The sequence below is a fragment of the Cellulomonas humilata genome (assembly GCF_030814415.1).
Classification (GTDB): Bacteria; Actinomycetota; Actinomycetes; order Actinomycetales; family Cellulomonadaceae; genus Cellulomonas; species Cellulomonas humilata_A.
Window position 1 is genome coordinate 217,267 of the sequence record NZ_JAUSVB010000004.1, and the last position, 19,438, is coordinate 236,704.

Consider the following 19,438-nt stretch of genomic DNA (forward strand, 5'->3'; position numbering starts at 1 on the left):
GCAATCTGGACGAACGACCAAAAAAGTCCGACACGCGGTCGATCTCCGGGCCCGAGGTCTCGCGTTCACGAAATGAACGCGACACAATCCCTCCCTATCGTCCTGCCACCCGGCAGCGTCGAACGTGTGCGGCAACGACGCCGCTGCGCACGACACCGCCACACCCGAACAGACGGACGGAGGTCCCAGGTGCGATCAGCCGTCCTGGACCCCGGCGGCACCACCATGCCGCCACTTGCCCGACGCATCGCTGCCCTGCTCCTGCTCGCACTCACGTCTGCGACCCTGCTCCTCGTCGCCTCCCCTGCGCGCGCGCAGGGGCCCGTGGCGTCGGCGACGGCGGCGTGCGTCGCCGACGCGGCGACCGGATGCATCGTCGGCACCCTGCGCACCGCGGCCGGAGAACCCGTCGTCGGCGCAGTCGTGAACGTGGTCGGCCCGCAGGGCGACCTCACGGCCACCAGCGACGCGACCGGCCGCTGGTCGGTCGCCGTCACCGAGCCCGGCGAGTACGAGGTCACCCTCGACGTCGCGACGGTCCCCGCCGGCGAGACGCTGCGGGACCCCGCCAACAACCCCCGCACGGTCGTGGTCGGTCTGGGTGCCTCGGCAGCCGCGCTGTTCCCGCTCGGGGCTCCCGCCGACGGCGGAGGCGGCGACACGGGCGACGAGCCCAGCGACTCGCCCACGACCGGCACCGAGGGCGATGCTGCCGTCCCCACGACCCCCGGCTCCACCGGTTCGGGTGTGACCGCGGCGCGCGTCGCCCAGCTCACCGTCAACGGTCTGGTGTTCGGCACGCTCCTCGCGCTCGCGAGCGTCGGGCTCTCCCTGATCTACGGCACGACCGGCCTGAGCAACTTCGCGCACGGCGAGCAGGTGTCACTCGGCGGCATCCTCGCGTACGTCGGGACGCAGCTGGTCGGGCTGCCGCTGATCCCGTCGGCGATCATCGCTGTCGCGCTCGGCGCCGCCACCGGGTGGTTGCAGGACGCGGGGCTGTGGAAGCCCTTGCGCCGGCGCGGCGTCGGGATGATCCAGCAGATGATCGTGACGATCGGTCTGTCGATGGCGATCTCGTACGTGTTCCAGTTCTTCTTCGGTGCCGGCCCGCTGCGCATCGTCACGGACACCCCGACATCGGTGGCCATCGGCCCGGTCCGGATCACGACGACGACGCTGTGGTCGATGGCGATCGCGGCCATCGTGCTCGGCGGGGTCGCGTACTTCCTGCTCGGCACCCGGGCGGGACGTGCCACCCGCGCGGTCGCTGACAACCCCGCACTGGCCGCCGCGTCGGGCATCTCGGTGAACGGCATGATCCGGATCGTCTGGACGCTCGGGGCCGGCCTGGCCGCGCTCGGCGGCGTCCTGATCGGCCTCTACTTCGGCGCGACGTCCTGGTACTCGGGCGGCGCGCTCCTGCTGCTGATGTTCGCCGCCGTGACCCTCGGTGGTCTCGGCGCCGCCTTCGGGGCGCTCGCCGGCTCGATCGTCATCGGCCTCGTGGTCGAGCTGTCGAGCCTCTGGATCCCGACGGACATGCGGTACGCGTCCGCGCTCGTGATCCTCATCCTCGTCCTGCTGGTACGACCGCAGGGCATCCTCGGTCGAGCGACGCGCGTCGGATAACGGAGACCCCTCATGGACTGGACACGCATCCTCACCAACGTCGCCGGCGAGTTCTTCGCCCCGACGACCGCCGCCTACGCGCTCGCCGCGATCGGGCTCAACATCCACTTCGGTCTCACGGGACTGCTCAACATGGGCCAGGCCGGCTTCATGCTGCTCGGCGCGTACGGCTTCGCCATCGCGACGATCGCCGGCTGGCCCCTGTGGGCGGCCGTGCTCATCGCCATCGCGGCAGCGACGATCTTCGCGCTCATCCTGGGCATCCCGACCCTGAAGCTGCGCGGGGACTACCTGGCGATCGTCACGATCGCCGCCGCGGAGATCGTCCGCCTCGTCGGCCGGTCGACCGCCCTCACGGAGCTCACCGGCGCCTCGAGCGGTCTGCGCGGCAACCAGTACAAGGACACGTTCCAGGACGCGTCACCGTTCGACGACGGCAACTGGGCCCTCGGCCCGTTCGAGTACGCCGTGAACGCGTCGAACAGCTGGTGGATCCGGATCGTCGGCTGGGTCGTCGTCGGCCTCGCCTGCTGGCTCGTCTGGCTCCTCATCCGCAGCCCCTGGGGCCGCGTCCTCAAGGGCATCCGCGAGGACGAGGACGCCGTGCGCTCGCTCGGCAAGAACGTCTACAGCTACAAGATGCAGGCGCTCGTGCTCGGCGGCGTGATCGGGTCCCTGGCCGGGATCCTCTACGTGCTGCCACGAGCCGTCCAACCGGACTCCATGGGCAGATCCATGACGTTCTTCATCTGGACGATCCTGCTGCTCGGCGGGGCGGCGACCGTGTTCGGGCCGGTGCTCGGCTCGATCATCTTCTGGGCGGTCCTCGCCCTGGTGAAGCTCACCCTGCGCGACGTGGTCCCCACCACCTTCCTGCGCAGCGAGCAGATCGAGCAGTTCGGCTGGATCATCGTGGGAGTCGCCCTGATGCTGCTGATCATCTTCCGACCACAAGGCATCCTCGGCGACAAGAAGGAGCTGGCGATCAATGCCCACTGAGCCCACTCCCGCAGCCGTCGACGCCCGCGCGGCGGTCGCCGCCGCGCTCAAGGACGTCCCGCACGTCCCGGGCGCCCCCAAGCCCGACCCGGTCCTCATCGCCGACGACGTCCGCCGGATGTTCGGTGGCGTCAACGCCGTCGACGTCGACCACGTCGAGGTGCAGCGCGGTGCCATCACGGCCCTGATCGGGCCCAACGGCGCCGGCAAGACGACGTTCTTCAACCTGCTGACCGGGTTCGACAAGCCCAACAGCGGGAAGTGGACCTTCGACGGCCGGTCGCTCGGCGGTGTCGCTGCCGCCCGGGTGGCGCGCGCCGGGATGGTCCGCACGTTCCAGCTCACCAAGGCGCTCAACCGCATGACCGTCATGGAGAACATGCGGCTCGGCGCCACCGCCCAGCCCGGCGAGAACCTGTTCGCGGCGCTCGTGCCCGCGGTCTGGCGCCCGCGGGAGAAGGCGATCTCGGCGCAGGCCGAGGAGCTCCTGGCACGCTTCAAGCTCGACACCAAGCGCGACGACTTCGCGGGCAGCCTGTCCGGTGGTCAGCGCAAGCTGCTCGAGATGGCCCGTGCGCTCATGGCCAAGCCGCAGATGATCATGCTCGACGAGCCGATGGCCGGCGTGAACCCCGCGCTGACCCAGTCGCTCCTCGGGCACATCCAGGCGCTGCGCGACGACGGCATGACCGTGCTGTTCGTCGAGCACGACATGCACATGGTCCGGCACATCTCGGACTGGGTGATCGTCATGACGGAGGGCCGCATCGTGGCCGAAGGCCCGCCCGACTCGGTGATGAACAACCCCGCGGTGATCGACGCGTACCTCGGTGCGCACCACGACACCGACCTCGGCGACGACGCCCTGCTGGACGACGCCGTGCTCGAGCAGCTGCGCACCGAGGAGGAGGCACGATGAGCGACGAGACGATGGGTGCGGTCACCCGCGACGACCACAGCACCCCTCCGACGGCTTCTGGGTCGACCTCGGTGGCCCTCGGTGACCGGTCCGGCCTGCACCGTGGCGCACCGGAGGGGGAACCGCTCCTGGCGGCGACCGACCTGGTGGCCGGGTACCTGCCCGGGGTGAACATCCTCAACGGGTGCGACCTCGTGCTCCACCCCGGCGAGCTCATCGGGATCATCGGGCCGAACGGCGCCGGCAAGTCGACGCTGCTCAAGGCCCTGTTCGGGCTGGTCAACGTCCGCTCCGGCTCGGTGACGCTCGCGGGCGAGGAGATCACCAACCTGCGAGCGGACCACCTGGTCCAGCGCGGGGTCGGGTTCGTCCCGCAGAACAACAACGTGTTCCCCTCGCTCACCATCGAGGAGAACCTGCAGATGGGCGCGTTCCAGGCGCCGCGGAAGTTCGCCGAGCGGTTCGCGTTCGTCGCCGACCTGTTCCCGACGCTCGCGGAACGGCGTCGTCAGCGCGCCGGCTCGCTGTCGGGTGGTGAGCGGCAGATGGTCGCGATGGCTCGCGCCCTGATGATGGAGCCGTCCGTCCTGCTGCTGGACGAGCCCTCCGCCGGCCTGTCGCCGGTGAAGCAGGACGAGACGTTCCTGCGGACGCGCAAGATCAACAAGGCCGGCGTCTCCGTCGTGATCGTCGAGCAGAACGCCCGCCGCGCCCTGCAGATCTGCGACCGCGGCTACGTGCTCGACCAGGGCCGCAACGCCTACTCCGGCCCGGGGCGGCAGCTCATGCACGACCCCAAGGTGATCGAGCTCTACCTGGGCACGCTCGCTACGGACGTCGAGGCAGCGAGCCACGGCCCGCTGCTCCCGCCCACCGAGAAGGCCTAGTCCCCGTCGGACCCGGTCGGCGCTGCGGCCCGGCCGGGTTCGACGTCGACGTCGGCCGGGCGTGGTGCGTCGGTGATGCCCAGCTCGTCCGCGAGGTACAGGAACGCCTTGCCGTACGGGTGGTCCCGCACGTCGTGGCGGATGACGTCCCAGTCGATCTGCTCGCGCAGCGCGCGCACGATCGCCAGCAGCCGGCCGAAGTCGCACGCGTGCTCCCCCAGCACCCGCAGCTTCGCGGACACGATGTCCGTGGCCGCCAGGACCGGCATGCGGACGGCGAGCACCTCGAGGACGTCCGCGCGGTCCAGCAGCTCCTCGGTGACCGGCTCCCCCACCATCCGGTACAGCACGTCGACGAGCTGCCCGTGGTGGAACGCCTTGAACAGCCAGTTCTCCGCAGGCTGCTCGACGACCAGGCCCGCCGCGGCGATGGCCTCCTTGGCCCGGTCGACGTCCTTCTCGGTCACGGCGAAGTCGGCGTCGTGGCTCGGCTCGGGCGCCCCACGGGCCCAGGACGCGTAGCCGCCGACGAGCGCGAACGGGATCTCGGCGTCCATCAGCGCGACCGCGGTCAGCCGGAGCCCGTCCTGGAGCGCGGTGCGGTCGTCGGGGGGATCGGCGAGGGCGCCCTGCTGCGTCATGGCTCCAGTGTCTACACGTCGACGGGCGGGCTCGCAGGTCGGCAGCCACAATCGACGGGATGCGCCTCGCCACCTTCAACATCCTGCATGCGCGGTCACTCGTCGACGGGCACGTCGACCTCGACCGGTTCGCCGCCGCCGTCCGCGACCTCGACGCGGACGTGCTCGCGCTGCAGGAGGTGGACCGCGACCAGCCCCGGTCGCACGGCGCCGACCTGACCGTCCTGGCCGCCGAGGCGATGGGCGCTCCCGAGCACCGGTTCGCGGCCGTCCTGCACGGCGAGCCGGGCCTCTGGACGGCCGCGACCGGAGACCACCAACCGGCGACGGCGTCGTACGGCATCGCGCTCCTGAGCCGTCATCCCGTGCGCGAGTGGCGTGTCCTCAACCTGCCGGTGCTGCGACGCCGTGCCCCGGTGCGGTGGCCAGGGAACCGCTGGCCGACCCTCGTCAGCGACGAGCCGCGCGCGGCGCTCGCAGCGGTGATCCAGGGGCCGCAGGGCGACGTGACGGTCGTGGCGACGCACCTGACGTTCATCCCGGGGTGGAGCACCCGGCAGCTGCGCACGCTCGTCTCGCGCGTCTCAGGGCTGCCACGGCCGCTGGTGCTCATGGGCGACCTCAACATCGGGGGTGACCGCCCGGCGCGCGTCACGGGCATGCGTCCGCTCGCGACGGCGGCCACCTTTCCCGTGGCGCACCCGATGCGGCAGCTGGACCACATCCTCGCGGACGGCCGCGTGGAGCCTCTGGGGGCCGCTCGCGCCCTCGACACGGGCCTGTCTGACCACCGGGCGCTCGTGGTCGACGTCTCGTACTGAACGGGCTCAGAGGCCCGGACACGCCGGAGGCCGGCGCGGATTCGTCCGCACCGGCCTCCGGTCCATCGTTCAGGCGGGGTCAGCCGACCTCGCCGAACTCCGACTTGGTGAACGTGTACTTGTTGTCGGCACCGAAGGTGTAGACGCCGATGTACGCGTTCGACGGGTCGTTGTCCGCGTTGAACGGACCCGCACCCGACTGCGCCTCGTAGTCGATGTCCTCGCCGGCGTCGAGCAGCTCGAGGCAGTCGGCGTACGACGAGCACTTCTCGCCACCGTCTGCACCGGAGACCGCAGCCATGTTGGCCTGGATGGTCTCGCCGTCCGTCGCGCCACCCTTCACGGCCGCGAGGGCCGCGAGGATCGTCGCGTCGTAGGACTCCGCCGCGTACGAGAAGTCCGTCAGCCCGTCGTTCACCTCGAGGAGGCGGGCCTGGAACTCGTCGCTCGGGAAGGCGCCGGGCAGCGTGCCCTGCGCACCCTCGAGGAGGCCGGCCTGGAACTCCTCACCGAACTGCGTGAGGTTGCCGTCGACGAAGTAGACCTTCGACATGTCGTAGCCCTGCGCGGCGAGCTCCGAGACGATCAGCGGCGTCTGCGTGGTGAACGCGATGATCGCGATCGCGTCCGGGTTGGTCGCGAGCGCACCGCTGACGATCGTGTTGAAGTTCGTCTCGTTCGGGTCGAACTCCTGGCCGGTCGTGCCGTAGGCGAGCGTCGCGCCCTGGTCGGTGACGATCTCCTCGACGACGTTGCGGAGCGAGGTGCCGTAGTCGTCGTTGAAGACGATGACGCCGGGGTTCACCGCACCGTCACCCAGGATCAGGTTGGCGAGCGCCGCGCCCTGGACCGTGTCCGGCGGGGCCGTCCGGAAGTAGAAGTCGCTGTAGCCGGACAGGTCCGTGGCCGTGTTGGCCGGCGAGATCTGGACGATCTTCGCGCCCGTGATGTCGTCGATCACGTTGCGGGTCACCGAGGACGACGCCGCACCGACGATGACCGAGACGTCCTGGCTGATGAGGTCCTGGACCGACTGGGTGGCCACCTCGGCGTGCTCGGCGTCCGAGGAGTCCGTGTGGACGACCTCGACGTCTGAACCGAGGACCCCGCCTGCGGCGTTGATGTCCTCGACAGCAAGGTCCACGCCCGCGATCTCGGGCGGGCCGAGCTGGGCGAGCGAACCGGTCTGCGGAAGCAGGGTGCCGACGATCAACGGGCTGCCTGACTCGGCGCTGGCGCCGTCTGTCGCGTCGTCGCCGCTGTCGCCGGAGCTGCAGGCGGCGAGAACCAGCGCGGCTGCGCCGGCCAGGGCCGCGGCCCGAACTGCGTGTGTCGAACGAATCATGCGTGGTACCCCTCTGTGAAGTACTGCGATCCGCGGAGCCCGGTAGGGCCCCTGCAGGTATGGCGCGAAAGTACTCATTGTTTGTGTCCGCGATGTGAATCGACATGTCTCAGAGCGGGTTGTTGCCGAGTTGTGACCAACCAGTAACTTGCTGACCTGGACGCGTGACCGACAAAAGCGAGGGTCCGGACACGACGAAGGCCGGCCCGGAGCACTCCGGACCGGCCCTGTCATGCATGCGTCAGGACGACGCGCCGCCCACCTGCTCGATGACCGCGTCGGCCACCTCGCGCATGGTCAGGCGGCGGTCCATCGACGTCTTCTGGATCCAGCGGAACGACTCCGGCTCCGTCAGACCCATCTTGGTCATGAGCAGGCCCTTCGCCCGGTCAACGCGCTTGCGCGTCTCGAACCGCTCCGCCAGGTCCGCGACCTCGGACTCCAGCGCGCTGATCTGCGCGTACCGCGAGATCGCGATCTCCACCGCGGGCAGCAGGTCCGCCGGGCTGAACGGCTTGATCACGTACGCCATCGCGCCGGCGTCCCGCGCGCGCTCGACGAGCTCCTTCTGGGAGAACGCCGTCAGCAGGACCACCGGAGCCAGGTGCAGCTTGCCGATGCGCTCGGCCGCCGAGATGCCGTCGAGGACGGGCATCTTCACGTCCATCACGACGACATCGGGCTTCAGGTCGGTGACCAGCTGCACGGCCGCCTCCCCGTCGCCGGCCTCGCCGACCACGTCGAAGCCCGCATCACGGAGCGTCTCGACGACGTCCATGCGGATCAACGCCTCGTCCTCCGCCACGACCGCTCGCCGCGCAGCACGCGCCGGGGCCGGGGTCGTCGGCTCGCCCGTCGGAGCCGGAGTGCTCAGGTCGAGGGGGTCGGGGGCCGCCTCGGTGGGTTCGGGGGTCGCGTCGGTGCTCACGTGCACAGAGTAGTCGGAGCGGTTGCTCGCTTCGCAGTGGTTGCGCCTGTGAGGCAGCCCACGCGATGCCGTGCTCCGCGGCCGGACGTAGCCTCGACGGGTTCGGACACGTCCGAGGAGGCCTGATGATGCGCAGCCACCGATCCGTCCGCGCGGCCCTCGCCGCTCTGTTCCTGCTGGGAGTAACCGCCCCCGCGGCGAGCGCCCACGACAGACCCACGGAGTACCTTCTCGACCCGGCGGGCACCGCGGCCGCCGCCATCTACCCCGAGGGCATCGCCGCGCGCGGGGACACGTTCTACGTCGGCAGCACGACCGACGGGACCGTCTACCGCGGCGACCTGCGCTCCCCCACCGCGACGCCGTTCCTCGCCGGGGGCGTCGACGGCCGCACGTCCGCCGTCGGGATGAAGGTCGACGGCCGCACCCTGTTCGTCGCGGGCGGAGGCACCGGCCGCGTATTCGCCTACGACGTGCGCACCCGCGAGCTCACCGGATCGTGGCAGGTCGAGCAGACCGGCGCCCCGACCTTCCTCAACGACATCGCGATCTCCCCGCGCGGCGACGTGTACGTGACCGACTCGTTGCGCCCCGCGCTGTACCGGATCGCTGCGGACGAGCGGCGCACGACCGCGGTCGAGACCCTGCCGACGTTCCTCGACTTCACCGGCACCGCCCTCACCTACACCACCGGGTTCAACGTCAACGGCATCGTGATCTCGCCCGACGGCCGGTACGCCATCGTGGCGCAGTCGAACACGGCCACCCTGTTCCGGGTCGGACTGCGCGACCGGAGCGTCACACCCGTCGTGGGCGTGACCGTCGCCGGCGACGGCCTCGTCCTGGCCGGGCGGACGCTCTATGCCGTCGAGCGCCAGGGCGACGTCGGGTACATCGTCACGATCGCCATCGACCGCCACCTCACCGCCGGCACCGTCGTCTCGCGCACCACCGACCCCGGGTTCGACGACCCGACCACCGCCGCGCTCGTCGGACGGTCGCTGCTCGTCGTGAACAGCCAGTTCGGCGAGCGGGCTGCCGGTGAGGCGCCTGGACCGTTCACCGTGAGCCGGGTCCGCGCGCCGAAGTGACCTCCACGCCGGGCTATCCTGCTGCACGGCCCCGATAGCCCAACCGGCAGAGGCGTTCGGCTCAAACCCGATCCAGTGTGGGTTCGAATCCCACTCGGGGCACCTCGTCGTGCCGTAATCCGCAGGTCAAGACCGCAAGCTCGCCTGTGCGCCAGGGCGCCTTGTGGGGATGGCGGCGAGTCCCTTGGGGGCGGCCACAGGCGAACCTGCAGGTCACAGGCCCTACCCGAGTGGGATCCGGTCCCACACCGGTCCGCTGGCCCATACTGCGCGGCACGGGTCTCCCGCAGCCACGCGCGAGCTGGGAGCCCCTCGAGCGGTGAAGTTCCTCCACCGGGACCCCACCGACATGTGCGGTGTCAGTTGCCGGACGCGTCGAAGCCTGTGGTTCGGATCAGTCGGGCAGGGACGCCGGCCACGATGGCATTGGCCGGCACGTCCTTCGTGACGACCGCGCCGGCGCCGACAATCGCGCCGTCGCCGATCGTCACGCCCGGGACGATCGTGACGCCCGCGCCGAGCCAGACCTTGCGTCCGATGACGACGGGTGCGGGGACCATGTCGGCACGTCGGGCAGGGTCGACCGCGTGGTTGAGGGTGACGACGGTGCTGCCGTGGCCGATGAGGGTGCCGTCACCGATGGTGATGCCTCCGGCGTCCTGGAAGGTGCAGCCCATGTTGATGAAGACGTCGTCGCCGAGCGTCAGGTTCTTGCCGAACTCGCAGTGGAACGGGGGGAAGACCGTCACCGACTCGGGCACCGGGCGGCTCGTGAGGCGGCACAGAAGGGCCCGGACTTCTTCCGGCGTGTGGTAGCCGCTGTTGAGCTCCGCGGTGATCCGCAGCGCGTGCTGGGCCGTCTCGTGGAGGTAGGTGTGCTCCGCGGAGCCGCCCTCGATGGTGGCGCCCGTCCGCACGTGGGCGAGGAAGTCGTCGAGGGTCATCTGGTGGTCCTGTCGTCGAGGAGGTGCCGTCACGACGGAGCCTCGGCATGCGCGACGTTCGTGGCCCATGAGGCCAGCAGGCGCAGGCGCTCGGCCGACGGTGAGCCAGGTTCGGCGGTGTAGACCATCAGCACCTGGCCGGGCTCGGCGGTGATGGCGAGCTCCTCGTAGGCCAGGGTGAGCTCGCCGACCACCGGATGATGGAACCGCTTGGTACCCGCTCCGTGGGTGCGCACGTCGTGCGCACCCCAGAGCCGGCGGAAGGTCTCGCTGCGGGTGGAGAGCTCGCCGACGAGGTCCTGCAGCCCCTTGTCGTGCGGGTCTCGGCCGGCGTCGGCGCGCATGATCGCGACGCACATCTGCGCGAACAGGTCCCAGTCGGGGTAGAAGTCGCGGGCCGCAGGGTCGAGGAACTGGAACCGGGCGAGGTTCGGGGTGCGGCCACCGTCACCGATGACCGGGGAGTAGAAGGCGCGACCGAGCGCGTTGGTCGCCAGCAGGTCCTGTCGCTGGTCGCGCACGAACGCGACCCCGTCGGTGATCGCGGACAGTGCCCACTGCAGGCTCGGTCGTGGTGTGGCCGACCGTGTCCCGCGACGGCGCGCTCGTCCCGATGACGGGATGCCATCCGCGGCGCGGGCGAGGTCGAACAGGTGGGCGCGTTCGGTGTCGTCGAGCTGCAGGGCGCGCGCGACGGCGTCCAGGACGGAGGCCGACGCCCCACCGATCGCGCCGCGCTCGAGCTTGGCGTAGTACTCGACGCTGACGCCCGCCAGGGCCGCGACCTCGCTGCGGCGAAGGCCGGGCACGCGCCGGTTGGTCCCGCCGATGACGCCCGCGGAGTCGGGGGTGACCTTCGCGCGCCGCGACATGAGGAACTCGCGCACGTCTGCTCGGTTGTCCATGCCGTCGACGGTAGGCCCGGTGAGGTCGGTGAGGGAGTCCACGGTGAGGGGTGTACCGGCGGTACACCACTCGTCAGGGACTCCCCGGCGCCGCAGGTACGAGGTTGCCTGGTGGGCACACCGACAGAGAGGCACCACCACCATGCGCGCAGTCGTCATGTACGCCCCGGGCGACGTCCGGGTCGACCAGACCGAGCGGCCGACGATCCTCGAGCCGACCGACGCGATCATCAAGCTCGCCGCCACCTGCATCTGCGGGTCCGACCTGTGGCCCTACCGCGGCGCCGACGACGTCGACCACCAGCCGATGGGCCACGAGTACGTCGGCGTCGTCGACGAGGTCGGCCCGGACGTCGTGAACGTGAAGGTCGGTGACTTCGTCGTCGGCTCGTTCTTCTCCTCCGACAACACCTGCGAGATCTGCCAGGCCGGCTACCAGACCCACTGCGTGCACCGCGGACCCGGTGCGGTTCCCGGCGCGCAGGCCGAGTACGCGCGGATCCCGCAGGCTGACGGCACCCTCGTCGCCACCCCCGGCCAGCCGGACGCCGACCTGATCCCGTCGCTGCTGGCCGCTTCCGACGTGCTCGGTACCGGCTGGTTCGCCGCCGTCGCGGCCGAGGTCGGCCCGGGCAAGACCGTGGCCGTGGTGGGGGACGGCGCGGTCGGCCTGCTCGGCGTGCTTGCGGCCAAGCAGCTCGGCGCGGACCGCATCATCGCGATGTCCCGCCACGCCGACCGGCAGGCACTAGCCCGTGACTTCGGCGCCACCGACATCGTCGAGGAGCGCGGAGACGAGGGTGTGGCCCGCATCAAGGAGCTCACCGACGGGCTCGGGGCGCACTCCACCATCGAGGCCGTCGGCACCCAGGAGTCGATGCTGCAGGCCATCCGCGCGACGCGGGCAGGTGGGCACGTCGGCTACGTCGGTGTATCCCACGACGTCTCGCTGCCCGGCCAGGAGCTGTTCTTCTCCGGCGTCCACCTGCACGGTGGGCCTGCGCCCGTGCGCCGGTTCCTGCCCGAGCTCATCCAGCTCATCTGGGACCGCGAGATCGACCCGGGCAAGGTCTTCGACCTCACCCTGCCCCTCGAGCAGGCTGCCGAGGGATACCGGGCGATGGACGAGCGACGCGCCACCAAGGTTCTGCTCACCCTCTGACGAACCCCAGTCAGGCCGCCCACACGCACCGCGCCTCTGGGCGGCCTTGTTCCGACTCGCAGGAGGTAGCCAGTGCGAGCACCATCGACCCGAGGCGCCATGACTGCGGCCGCCGCCCTGCTCGCGCTGAGCGTGACAGCCTGCACCAGCTCGAACATCCGCGAGTCGGTCCCGACTCTCGAGAGGACATCGACCGTGGGCCCCACACCGAGCACCACACCGAACTCGAGCGCAGCCGTGCCAGGCACAGCCGTCACCGTCACGATCGGCGACACCGCTCTGCAGGGCCTGCTGTGGGACAGCCCGGCCGCGCGCGACCTGGCCTCACGCCTGCCGCTGACTCTCACCTTCGTCGACTACAACGCAGTCGAGAAGACCGCGTCCATCGACCCGGTCCTCACCATGGACGGCATGCCCGCGGGCGACGACCCCAACCCTGGCGAGATCGGCTGGTACGCGCCCACCTCGGACCTGGTCCTGTACTACGGCGACGTCGGCTACTGGAACGGCATCGTCCGCCTCGGCACCTTCGACGACGCCGGAATCGACCTCCTCGCGACGGGCCCGCGGGACGTCACCGTCACCGTCACGGCCGCCGACGGCTGAGCGGGCGTCGTCGCGCGCACGCCACCGAATCGAGTAGCGCACCACCGAGTGGAAAGAAGGAGGACATGATCTTCACGCAGAGCGGCGGGCAGACCGCCCCCGGACCCGACGACTGGTTCACCGGGACCGTGTACATCGACACCATCCGCACCCCCGACGCGAAGACCGCGATCGGCTGCGCCCACGTGCGATTCGCGCCCGGCGCACGGACCGCCTGGCACACCCACCCCAAGGGCCAGACCCTCTACGTGACCGACGGCATCGGCTACGTCGCCCGGCGAGGCGGCGAGATCCACGAGATCCGTCCCGGCGATGTCGTCTACATCGAGCCCGGCGAAGAACACTGGCACGGCGCCACCACGGACCGGTTCATGGCGCACGTCGCGATGCAGGAGGCGGACCATCAGGGCCGCGTCGTCACCTGGCTCGAGCACGTCACCGACGAGGACTACAACCGCAGCTGACCTCCTCTTTGCACTCCCGCACACGAACAGCGGCGAACCCGGACACGGCGAGCTGACGATGTGACTTGGCCTGCCAGAGGCTGAGCCTTCGGTACCGGGAGGCGCTTGCCACTCACGTCGGTTGCCTACCCGCAGCGGCGGGTCTTGCGGCGGAAGCACGCACACCCGCAGGTGTCCCGACGAGGGATGAGTGATGCCCCGCCTGAAGCGCTCCAGCACGCTCATGCGGGTACCGGCCTCGGCGCCACCCGAAGGTCGAGCACTCGAAACAGCCGGGACGCCACCACTCCCCCGTACGAGCTCCTGCAACAGCTGTCCCCCGCGAGCACTCCCCCGCACCTGCACGCACTGGCCGCGGAGGCGGGGATCGCCGAGGTCTTCGTCGCGCCCGACGAGGAGGACACCCACGCCCTGGAGCTCTACGGCTCGCTCGCCGGGCGCGAGTCGCCGGCCACCTTCTTCACGTGGGACGCCGGGATCTGATCGACATCGGCGCCGCCCAGCGGGACGATGGGTGCTGAGACAGGCAGGGGCGGGCCCGTCGACCGACCGGCGCCGTGCTGCATCCGACGAGAGCGCGGTGCCAGATGCGCGATGGCCACGAGCGTCGACGAGCACGGTGGCTCCCATGAGGCCCGCGAGCCACATCTACTACTACGACGTCGGCGACGGCGTCTGGCAGGGCACGTTCGGCCTGCGCGTCACGTCGTGGAGCGGGCTGCTCAGGTCCGGGGCCGGCGCGCTCAACACGCTCCTCGTCGTCGCGATGTGGGTGGTGCAGGCGCTGACCGGGCGGTCGCGGCTCGACTCGACCGTCATCCCCCGACCCGACGTGGGCGAGCTCGGCGTCGCGGAGAACACCGTCCGCCTGTCCAAGCTCGGCCTCACGCTCTACCTGCTGCGCGAGCGGTACGTCCTGCACCCTGACGGTCTCGGCGTCACGGTCCAGGCCTTCGAGCGGTTCGGGCCGGTGCCCGGGCTGTTCGAGCGTCGGTTCGTCTACCCGGCGGAGATCCGGGCCGACGGGCTGGCGTCGACCTATCACATGCCCCTGCTGGGCTGCCCGTGGACCGCGCGCTACCGCGTCGGCGCGGACCGGCTCGGGCTCGCCGGCGAGCTGGTGTGCTCCTGGGCGCGTGCGACGGAGGTCGCCCGGCGCACCGGCGACCGACCGAGATGACGGGTGCCGACGAGGTCGCCCTCGTCGCGGCGGAGCTGGATCGTCGGCGCGTCGAGTTCGAGCTCCACCACGACCCCCGCGCCGCCTTCGCCTACATCTACGTCGCGCTCACGCGCTCGCTCGAGGTGCAGCTCCGCCAGGCGGAGACGGGATTCGACGACCCGGAGTGGGTGGCCGACCTCGCGACCGCGCTCGCGCACGAGTACTTCACGGCGATGGACGCGGTCGACCAAGCGCTCGGCGCCGCGCGCGCCACCCCGCGCGGCCTCCCGTCCGCGCGTGCGTTCCCGGGCGAGGTGCCGCAGCCCTGGCGGGACGTGCAAGCCGCATTCGGCCGGCGGTCGTACGTGCTGGAGGACGTGCTGTTCTCGATGACGGCGCACATCTCGTACGACCTGCCGATCGCCCTGCAGAGGATGGCGCCCGTCGCGACGCACATCGCCGACTTCCACCGCATGAACGACGTGCTCGGCACGGCTGTCGAGGGTGTCCAGGACGGGCTCGCCGAGCGCTACAGCCGCGCGCTCGCCGTCCTCGACAAGGTGTTCGCGCGGCAGGACGAGCTCTTCTCGAACTACGGGATCCGGGTGGCCCGCGGGCTGGCGTGGTTCAACGCCGACCGGCTCCTCGACGCGTCCGGGTCCGCCGACGCGTTGGACTCCATCCGTCGCAGCGCCGGGGCGTTCATCCGTGAGGTGCGCTCGCCCGACGACTGGCGCCTGCGCCTCGTCCTGCGGATCGCGCGCTTCCTCGTCCCCGAGCGCCGGCGCTGGCCCGACGAGCCCGGTTTCGGTCCTCCAGCCGAGCAGACGCGGGTCGCGCGTGCGGGCTGACACTCGAGGGGCTCACCGCTCTGACCCGTGACCGAGGCTCGCGCTGTCGTCGCCCGCAGTCAGGGACCAACGAGGAGCCGAGCGGCGACGTCCACGGCCAAGGCGATCTGGTGGTCCAGTGCGGGCGCGCTCCCCCACCAGGACACCGACGTGACGACGAGCCCCTCGCGGGTCATCTGGATCGACCACAGCTCGGCGGGACGCACGACTCCGTCGCCGTGTGCGGCATCCGGCCAGTGCTCGATCCGATGCCGGAGCTGGGCGTCCACGATCCCGTGCGGATCCGTGTACGCGTACAGCCCCTCGGCGGCGGGTGGCGAGGAGCGTCCTGCGAGGCGGCCGAACCACGCCGCGATCCTGCCCAGGTCGGAGTGCGGGCCGGACCGGTGCACGTCGAGGATCGGCGGCCCGGCGGAGTGCACCGTCCGCAGAGCCGGGGACACCCAGACGACGTGCGAGGCGGGGTCGTTCTCGCCGTCCGGGACGCCCTCGCGGAGATCGCAGTACCAGTCCGGAGGCTCCCCCGCGGGCTGGAGGCGAGCCGAGTGCGCGCCCCTTCGGGTCACGAGGAGGCCGCGGGCGCGCGCCACGTCATCGATGAAGCCGTTCGTGGAGGCTCTCACCACCGCACCGTAGGCCTTCCCGCAACCGCCGACCACGTGCGCCCCAGAACCCGGCGGCGATGCAGCGGCGGGCGTCGGGACCTTCGGCTCTGCCCCGGACGATCCCGGCCGTCCAGACTGCCGCTGTGGTCGATCGGCTGACGGTCTTCGACCGGGCGGAGCTCGCGACGGACGTCGGGCCCAACCCGCGGCACATCACTGTGCTGCTGGTGCTCGGCGGACCGGCGCCGGACGTCGCCGAGGTGCGTCGTCGCCTGGAGCGCGCTGTCGAGAGCCACCCTCGCCTCACAGCCAGGGTGCACCGGCCAGAAGGACCATTCCGGGCGCCGACGTGGGAGGTCGGGGCGGTCGACCTCACCCGGCACGTCGTCCACCGCACGCTGCCGGGCGCCGACCCGGTCACGGTCGCCGTCGAGGACCTCGCGCGACCGCTTCCCGCGGACCGCCCGGCGTGGCGGCTCACCGTCCTCGACGTCGGCGACGACGCGCGGTCGGCGCTCGTGTGGACCAGCCACCACGTGCTGGGCAACGGCCCGAGCCTGCTCGGCCTGCTTCTTGATGCTCTCTCCGACTCTCCCATCGACACCGCGCGGCCGTCCCTCCCGCGTCGCCCCGGCCCGGCACGGGCCGGCGACGCGCATGCGTTCACGGGCCGCGCAGGCCGCAGCCCGCTGCTGCGGCCGGTCACGGCTGGCGTCACCGCCGTCTCCGTCACGGTGGATCGAGCTGCCGTGCGTGCGGGGGCGCGAACCTGCGGGGCGACCGTCAACGACGCGCTGCTGTGGGCATGGGCTCGGGCGTTCGGGAGGGCCGACCTCGCCCGCGAAGGACCCGGGGAGCGGGTCGTCGTGTCCGTCCCGGTGACCGTGCCGGGGTCGCGGTTCGGCAACCACGTCGGTGCGCTGCGGATCGCCGTCCCGGGCGGGGAGAGCATTGCCGCAGAGACGCTGGCGGTGCTCGCCGCCCGGACACACCACGCCAAGAGCCGCATCCGTCCGTGGACGTGGCCGCTCGCGCCCTTCGGTGCCTGCGTCGCGGCACGGCTCGGCCTGATGCCGGTTCTCCTGCGTCGCCAGCGGCTCCTCAGCACGGTGGTGACCCACGCGACCGGACCGCCGGCGCCCGTGCGGCTCGTCGGGGCGCCGCTCTTGTGGACCGTCCCGTTGGTGCCGCCCGTCGGCAACGTGACGACCTGCGCCGTGGCGGTGTCGCTCGGCGGTCGGCTCGACGTCGCTGTCGTGTGCTCGCCCGAGTCGGCCGACCTCGCCGACACGCTGGCTCGGGACCTGCACGCAGGGCTCGACGAGATCGCGGCCTTGGCCGCCGGTACGCGGATGCAGCTGCCGGGTGGCGCGCCCGAACCTCGCGGCCGGCCGGTCGGCGACCGCACGGGCGGAGGCTGACCACCTGCGCACGCCGCGGCACGTCAGGGTGCGTCCTCCTGGGATCGACGTTCCTCGGCCCGCTCGGGCCGGACGCAACCTACCCAGTCCCGCTGCGTGATCCGCCCATCCAGCGCGCGTCACGTCGGCATCCGTCGAGCATCGCTGCTGCTCCTGACCAGGGGCGACGACGTCGCGCTGACATCTGCCCCTGCACTGTCACGAAGCCGTCAGGACCCCTCCGAACCGCTTCGCTCGGCCCGGTAGGCCCGCACCGCACTGTGCACCGTGGGGTAGAAGTGGTCGGGCCCGAACCGGCTGCCGACACCGAAGCGCACGAGGCGGTCCTTGACCGGGCCCTTCATCTCCGCGAACACGAGGTCGACCCCGAGTGCGGCGAGGTGGTCGTCCAGCTTGACGAGCTCATCGAGTGCGGTCGTGTCGAGGCCCGTGATCGGTTCTGACGCGATGATCACGCGGTGCACCGGTGCGGGAGCGTCCGCGACGAGGCCCCGTACCCAGGTGTCGAACACATCGCCGTTGGCGAAGAAGAGGGGTGCGTCGAACCGCGCGATCACCAGGCCCGGGACCCGCTCTCCCTCGGGGTGCCGGCTGAGGTCGTGGAACCCGGGAATGCCGTCCACGCTGACCAGCTCGGCACGGTACGGCTCCCACGCCCGGCGGACGAACACAGCGAGCGACAACGCGACGGCGACGGCGATGCCTTGCAGCACGCCGACGAACGCCACACCGAGGAACGCCGCGACCAGCAGCGCCGCGTCGCTCCGGCTCATCCGCACGAGGCGGACGAGCGTGTGCACGTCGACGAACGAGGACGCGGCCGCGATGACGACCGCGGCCAGGGTCGCCGACGGCAGGTATGCGGACAGGCCGGGCGCGACCAGCATGAAGACGACGAGCAGCACCGCGGCCACGACACCGGCCAGCTGCGTACGCGCGCCCGCCTGGACCGCGACCGGCGTGCGCGACGCACTTCCCGAGACGGGAAAGCCACCGAGCAGCCCGGTCGCGAGGTTCGAGGCGCCCAGCGCCCCCATCTCCTGGCTGCCGTCGACGGCCTTCTCGCGGCTGCCGCTGAGCGCGCGCGAGAGCACCGTCGTGTCGGCGAACGTGATGAGCGCGATGCCGGCAGCCGGACCCACGAGCGCGAGCACGTCTCCGGGTTCGAGGCCCGCGAGGGCCGGTGCGGGCAGGCCGGACGGCAGAGCGCCGACGACGGGGATCTCGTCGGCGAGCCCGAGCACCGCGGTCAGGACGCTCGCCCCGACGACCGCCAGCACGATGCCCTTCGCGGTGCCGCCCAGCGCGCGCGCCGCGACGATGACCGCGAGGGAGCCGACGCCGATCGCGGCCGCCGCGCCGTTGACCTGACCGTCGGCGACCCCGGTGACCGTCCGACCGAGGTGCTCCCAGACCGAGCCGGGAGGAACCGCGATGCCGAGGAGCTTGGGCAGCTGACCGGCGATGACGACCAGTGCGATCCCGTTCATGTACCCGACGCGGATCGGCATCGACAGCAGTCCGGTCAGGAACCCCAGCCGCAGCACGCGTCCGCCGACCAGCATGAGCCCCATCAGCACCGCCAGCATGCCGGCCAGCGCGACGGCACGGTCGGGGTCGCCCAGCGCGAGCGGCAGCACCGCGGCGCCGATCATCGGCGCGAGCGACGAGTCCGGCCCGAGCACGAGCACCCGCGACGGACCGACGAGCGCGTAGACGAGAAGGGGGACGATCGTCGCGTACAGGCCCGTGACCGGCGGCAGCCCTGCGGCGGAGGCGTACGCCATCCCGGCGGGTATCGCGACCGCGACGAGCGTTGCTCCGGCGACCAGGTCCCGCCGCAGCCACGCGCGCTCGTAGCTCCGGGCGACACTGACGCCGGGAAGCAGCCCAACGACCCGCCCGCGGTCCATCTCTCGAGCCTAGGACCGAGCTGTGATGGACGACTCGGGCCGGACGTCCCCTTGAGTCTTGCACCGTGCTGTTGATGACCCGCGCTTCGCGCCATCCGCCAGCCAGGAGACGTCATCACCCGGCGACTCGCGAGTGCCACAG

The 19,438-nt window shown here is 71.4% G+C and carries 20 protein-coding genes and 1 tRNA gene; 14 read left to right on the forward strand and 7 right to left on the reverse strand.

Features of this window, described 5'->3' with window-relative positions; all coding sequences use genetic code 11:
* The first annotated feature begins 189 nt into the window (after positions 1–189).
* From J2X26_RS15040 to J2X26_RS15055, 4 genes are read left to right on the forward strand one after another with little or no spacing between them, the layout of a single operon-like run.
* The gene (locus tag J2X26_RS15040; protein WP_307493515.1) at positions 190–1,632 is read left to right on the forward strand and encodes a branched-chain amino acid ABC transporter permease; all 1,443 of its coding nucleotides are present in this window, start codon (positions 190–192) and stop codon (positions 1,630–1,632) included.
* Between the two features lie 12 nt (positions 1,633–1,644).
* Complete coding sequence (locus J2X26_RS15045) at positions 1,645–2,631, forward strand: branched-chain amino acid ABC transporter permease (protein ID WP_307493516.1); 987 nt, start codon at positions 1,645–1,647, stop codon at positions 2,629–2,631.
* Positions 2,621–3,550: an ABC transporter ATP-binding protein gene (locus J2X26_RS15050; RefSeq protein ID WP_307493517.1), complete on the forward strand. Its 930-nt coding sequence runs from the start codon at positions 2,621–2,623 to the stop codon at positions 3,548–3,550. The genes J2X26_RS15045 and J2X26_RS15050 overlap by 11 nt, the downstream gene beginning before the upstream one ends.
* Positions 3,547–4,437 carry an ABC transporter ATP-binding protein gene (locus J2X26_RS15055; protein WP_307493518.1) on the forward strand — a complete coding sequence of 297 codons (891 nt, stop codon included), beginning with the start codon at positions 3,547–3,549 and terminating at the stop codon, positions 4,435–4,437. Before J2X26_RS15050 ends, J2X26_RS15055 begins: the two co-directional genes overlap by 4 nt.
* Here J2X26_RS15055 and J2X26_RS15060 read toward each other — a convergent pair.
* On the reverse strand, positions 4,434–5,078 hold the full coding sequence (locus tag J2X26_RS15060; RefSeq protein ID WP_307493519.1) for a hypothetical protein: 645 nt from the start codon (positions 5,076–5,078) through the stop codon (positions 4,434–4,436). The two genes, J2X26_RS15055 and J2X26_RS15060, sit on opposite strands and share 4 nt — an antisense overlap.
* 59 nt (positions 5,079–5,137) lie before the next feature.
* On the opposite strand from J2X26_RS15060, the gene J2X26_RS15065 reads away from it, so the two are divergent.
* On the forward strand, positions 5,138–5,899 hold the full coding sequence (locus J2X26_RS15065; protein ID WP_307493520.1) for an endonuclease/exonuclease/phosphatase family protein: 762 nt from the start codon (positions 5,138–5,140) through the stop codon (positions 5,897–5,899).
* 79 nt (positions 5,900–5,978) lie between these two features.
* Here J2X26_RS15065 and J2X26_RS15070 read toward each other — a convergent pair whose 3' ends face one another.
* Positions 5,979–7,244 carry an ABC transporter substrate-binding protein gene (locus J2X26_RS15070; protein WP_307493521.1) on the reverse strand — a complete coding sequence of 422 codons (1,266 nt, stop codon included), beginning with the start codon at positions 7,242–7,244 and terminating at the stop codon, positions 5,979–5,981.
* A gap of 241 nt (positions 7,245–7,485) precedes the next feature.
* On the reverse strand, positions 7,486–8,172 hold the full coding sequence (locus J2X26_RS15075; RefSeq protein WP_307493522.1) for an ANTAR domain-containing response regulator: 687 nt from the start codon (positions 8,170–8,172) through the stop codon (positions 7,486–7,488).
* A 125-nt stretch (positions 8,173–8,297) separates the two neighbouring features.
* Between J2X26_RS15075 and J2X26_RS15080 the strand changes: the two genes are divergently transcribed.
* Positions 8,298–9,263, forward strand: coding sequence for an SMP-30/gluconolactonase/LRE family protein (locus tag J2X26_RS15080; RefSeq protein ID WP_307493523.1), 966 nt, complete (start codon positions 8,298–8,300; stop codon positions 9,261–9,263).
* Positions 9,264–9,291: 28 nt separating this feature from the next.
* Positions 9,292–9,365 (forward strand) — tRNA-Leu (locus tag J2X26_RS15085).
* A 257-nt stretch (positions 9,366–9,622) separates the two neighbouring features.
* Here J2X26_RS15085 and J2X26_RS15090 read toward each other — a convergent pair.
* Together J2X26_RS15090 and J2X26_RS15095 are read right to left on the reverse strand one after the other, a co-directional pair.
* A complete protein-coding gene (locus J2X26_RS15090; RefSeq protein WP_307493524.1) occupies positions 9,623–10,207 on the reverse strand; it encodes a sugar O-acetyltransferase in 585 nt (194 codons plus the stop codon).
* Positions 10,208–10,236: 29 nt separating this feature from the next.
* Positions 10,237–11,112: a helix-turn-helix transcriptional regulator gene (locus J2X26_RS15095; protein WP_307493525.1), complete on the reverse strand. Its 876-nt coding sequence runs from the start codon at positions 11,110–11,112 to the stop codon at positions 10,237–10,239.
* Between the two features lie 142 nt (positions 11,113–11,254).
* On the opposite strand from J2X26_RS15095, the gene J2X26_RS15100 reads away from it, so the two are divergent.
* The 6 genes from J2X26_RS15100 (at position 11,255) to J2X26_RS15125 (ending at position 15,357) form a co-directional block, all read left to right on the forward strand.
* Positions 11,255–12,274, forward strand: a complete 1,020-nt coding sequence (locus J2X26_RS15100) for a zinc-dependent alcohol dehydrogenase family protein (RefSeq protein ID WP_307493526.1) — start codon at positions 11,255–11,257, stop codon at positions 12,272–12,274.
* Positions 12,275–12,373: 99 nt separating this feature from the next.
* Positions 12,374–12,880 carry a cyclophilin-like fold protein gene (locus tag J2X26_RS15105; RefSeq protein ID WP_307493527.1) on the forward strand — a complete coding sequence of 169 codons (507 nt, stop codon included), beginning with the start codon at positions 12,374–12,376 and terminating at the stop codon, positions 12,878–12,880.
* A 65-nt stretch (positions 12,881–12,945) separates the two neighbouring features.
* Positions 12,946–13,344, forward strand: coding sequence for a (R)-mandelonitrile lyase (locus tag J2X26_RS15110; protein ID WP_307493528.1), 399 nt, complete (start codon positions 12,946–12,948; stop codon positions 13,342–13,344).
* A 186-nt stretch (positions 13,345–13,530) separates the two neighbouring features.
* Positions 13,531–13,827, forward strand: a complete 297-nt coding sequence (locus J2X26_RS15115) for a hypothetical protein (protein ID WP_307493529.1) — start codon at positions 13,531–13,533, stop codon at positions 13,825–13,827.
* A 145-nt stretch (positions 13,828–13,972) separates the two neighbouring features.
* Positions 13,973–14,524, forward strand: coding sequence for a hypothetical protein (locus tag J2X26_RS15120; protein ID WP_307493530.1), 552 nt, complete (start codon positions 13,973–13,975; stop codon positions 14,522–14,524).
* A complete protein-coding gene (locus J2X26_RS15125; protein ID WP_307493531.1) occupies positions 14,521–15,357 on the forward strand; it encodes a DUF5995 family protein in 837 nt (278 codons plus the stop codon). Before J2X26_RS15120 ends, J2X26_RS15125 begins: the two co-directional genes overlap by 4 nt.
* Before the next feature lie 59 nt (positions 15,358–15,416).
* Here J2X26_RS15125 and J2X26_RS15130 read toward each other — a convergent pair whose 3' ends face one another.
* Positions 15,417–15,980 (reverse strand): hypothetical protein, encoded by a 564-nt coding sequence (locus tag J2X26_RS15130; RefSeq protein ID WP_307493532.1) that lies wholly within the window; start codon positions 15,978–15,980, stop codon positions 15,417–15,419.
* 125 nt (positions 15,981–16,105) lie between these two features.
* Between J2X26_RS15130 and J2X26_RS15135 the strand changes: the two genes are divergently transcribed.
* On the forward strand, positions 16,106–17,383 hold the full coding sequence (locus J2X26_RS15135) for a wax ester/triacylglycerol synthase domain-containing protein (RefSeq protein ID WP_307493533.1): 1,278 nt from the start codon (positions 16,106–16,108) through the stop codon (positions 17,381–17,383).
* Positions 17,384–17,592: 209 nt separating this feature from the next.
* Here J2X26_RS15135 and J2X26_RS15140 read toward each other — a convergent pair whose 3' ends face one another.
* Positions 17,593–19,296 carry a SulP family inorganic anion transporter gene (locus tag J2X26_RS15140; protein ID WP_307493534.1) on the reverse strand — a complete coding sequence of 568 codons (1,704 nt, stop codon included), beginning with the start codon at positions 19,294–19,296 and terminating at the stop codon, positions 17,593–17,595.
* Positions 19,297–19,438: the final 142 nt, after the last annotated feature.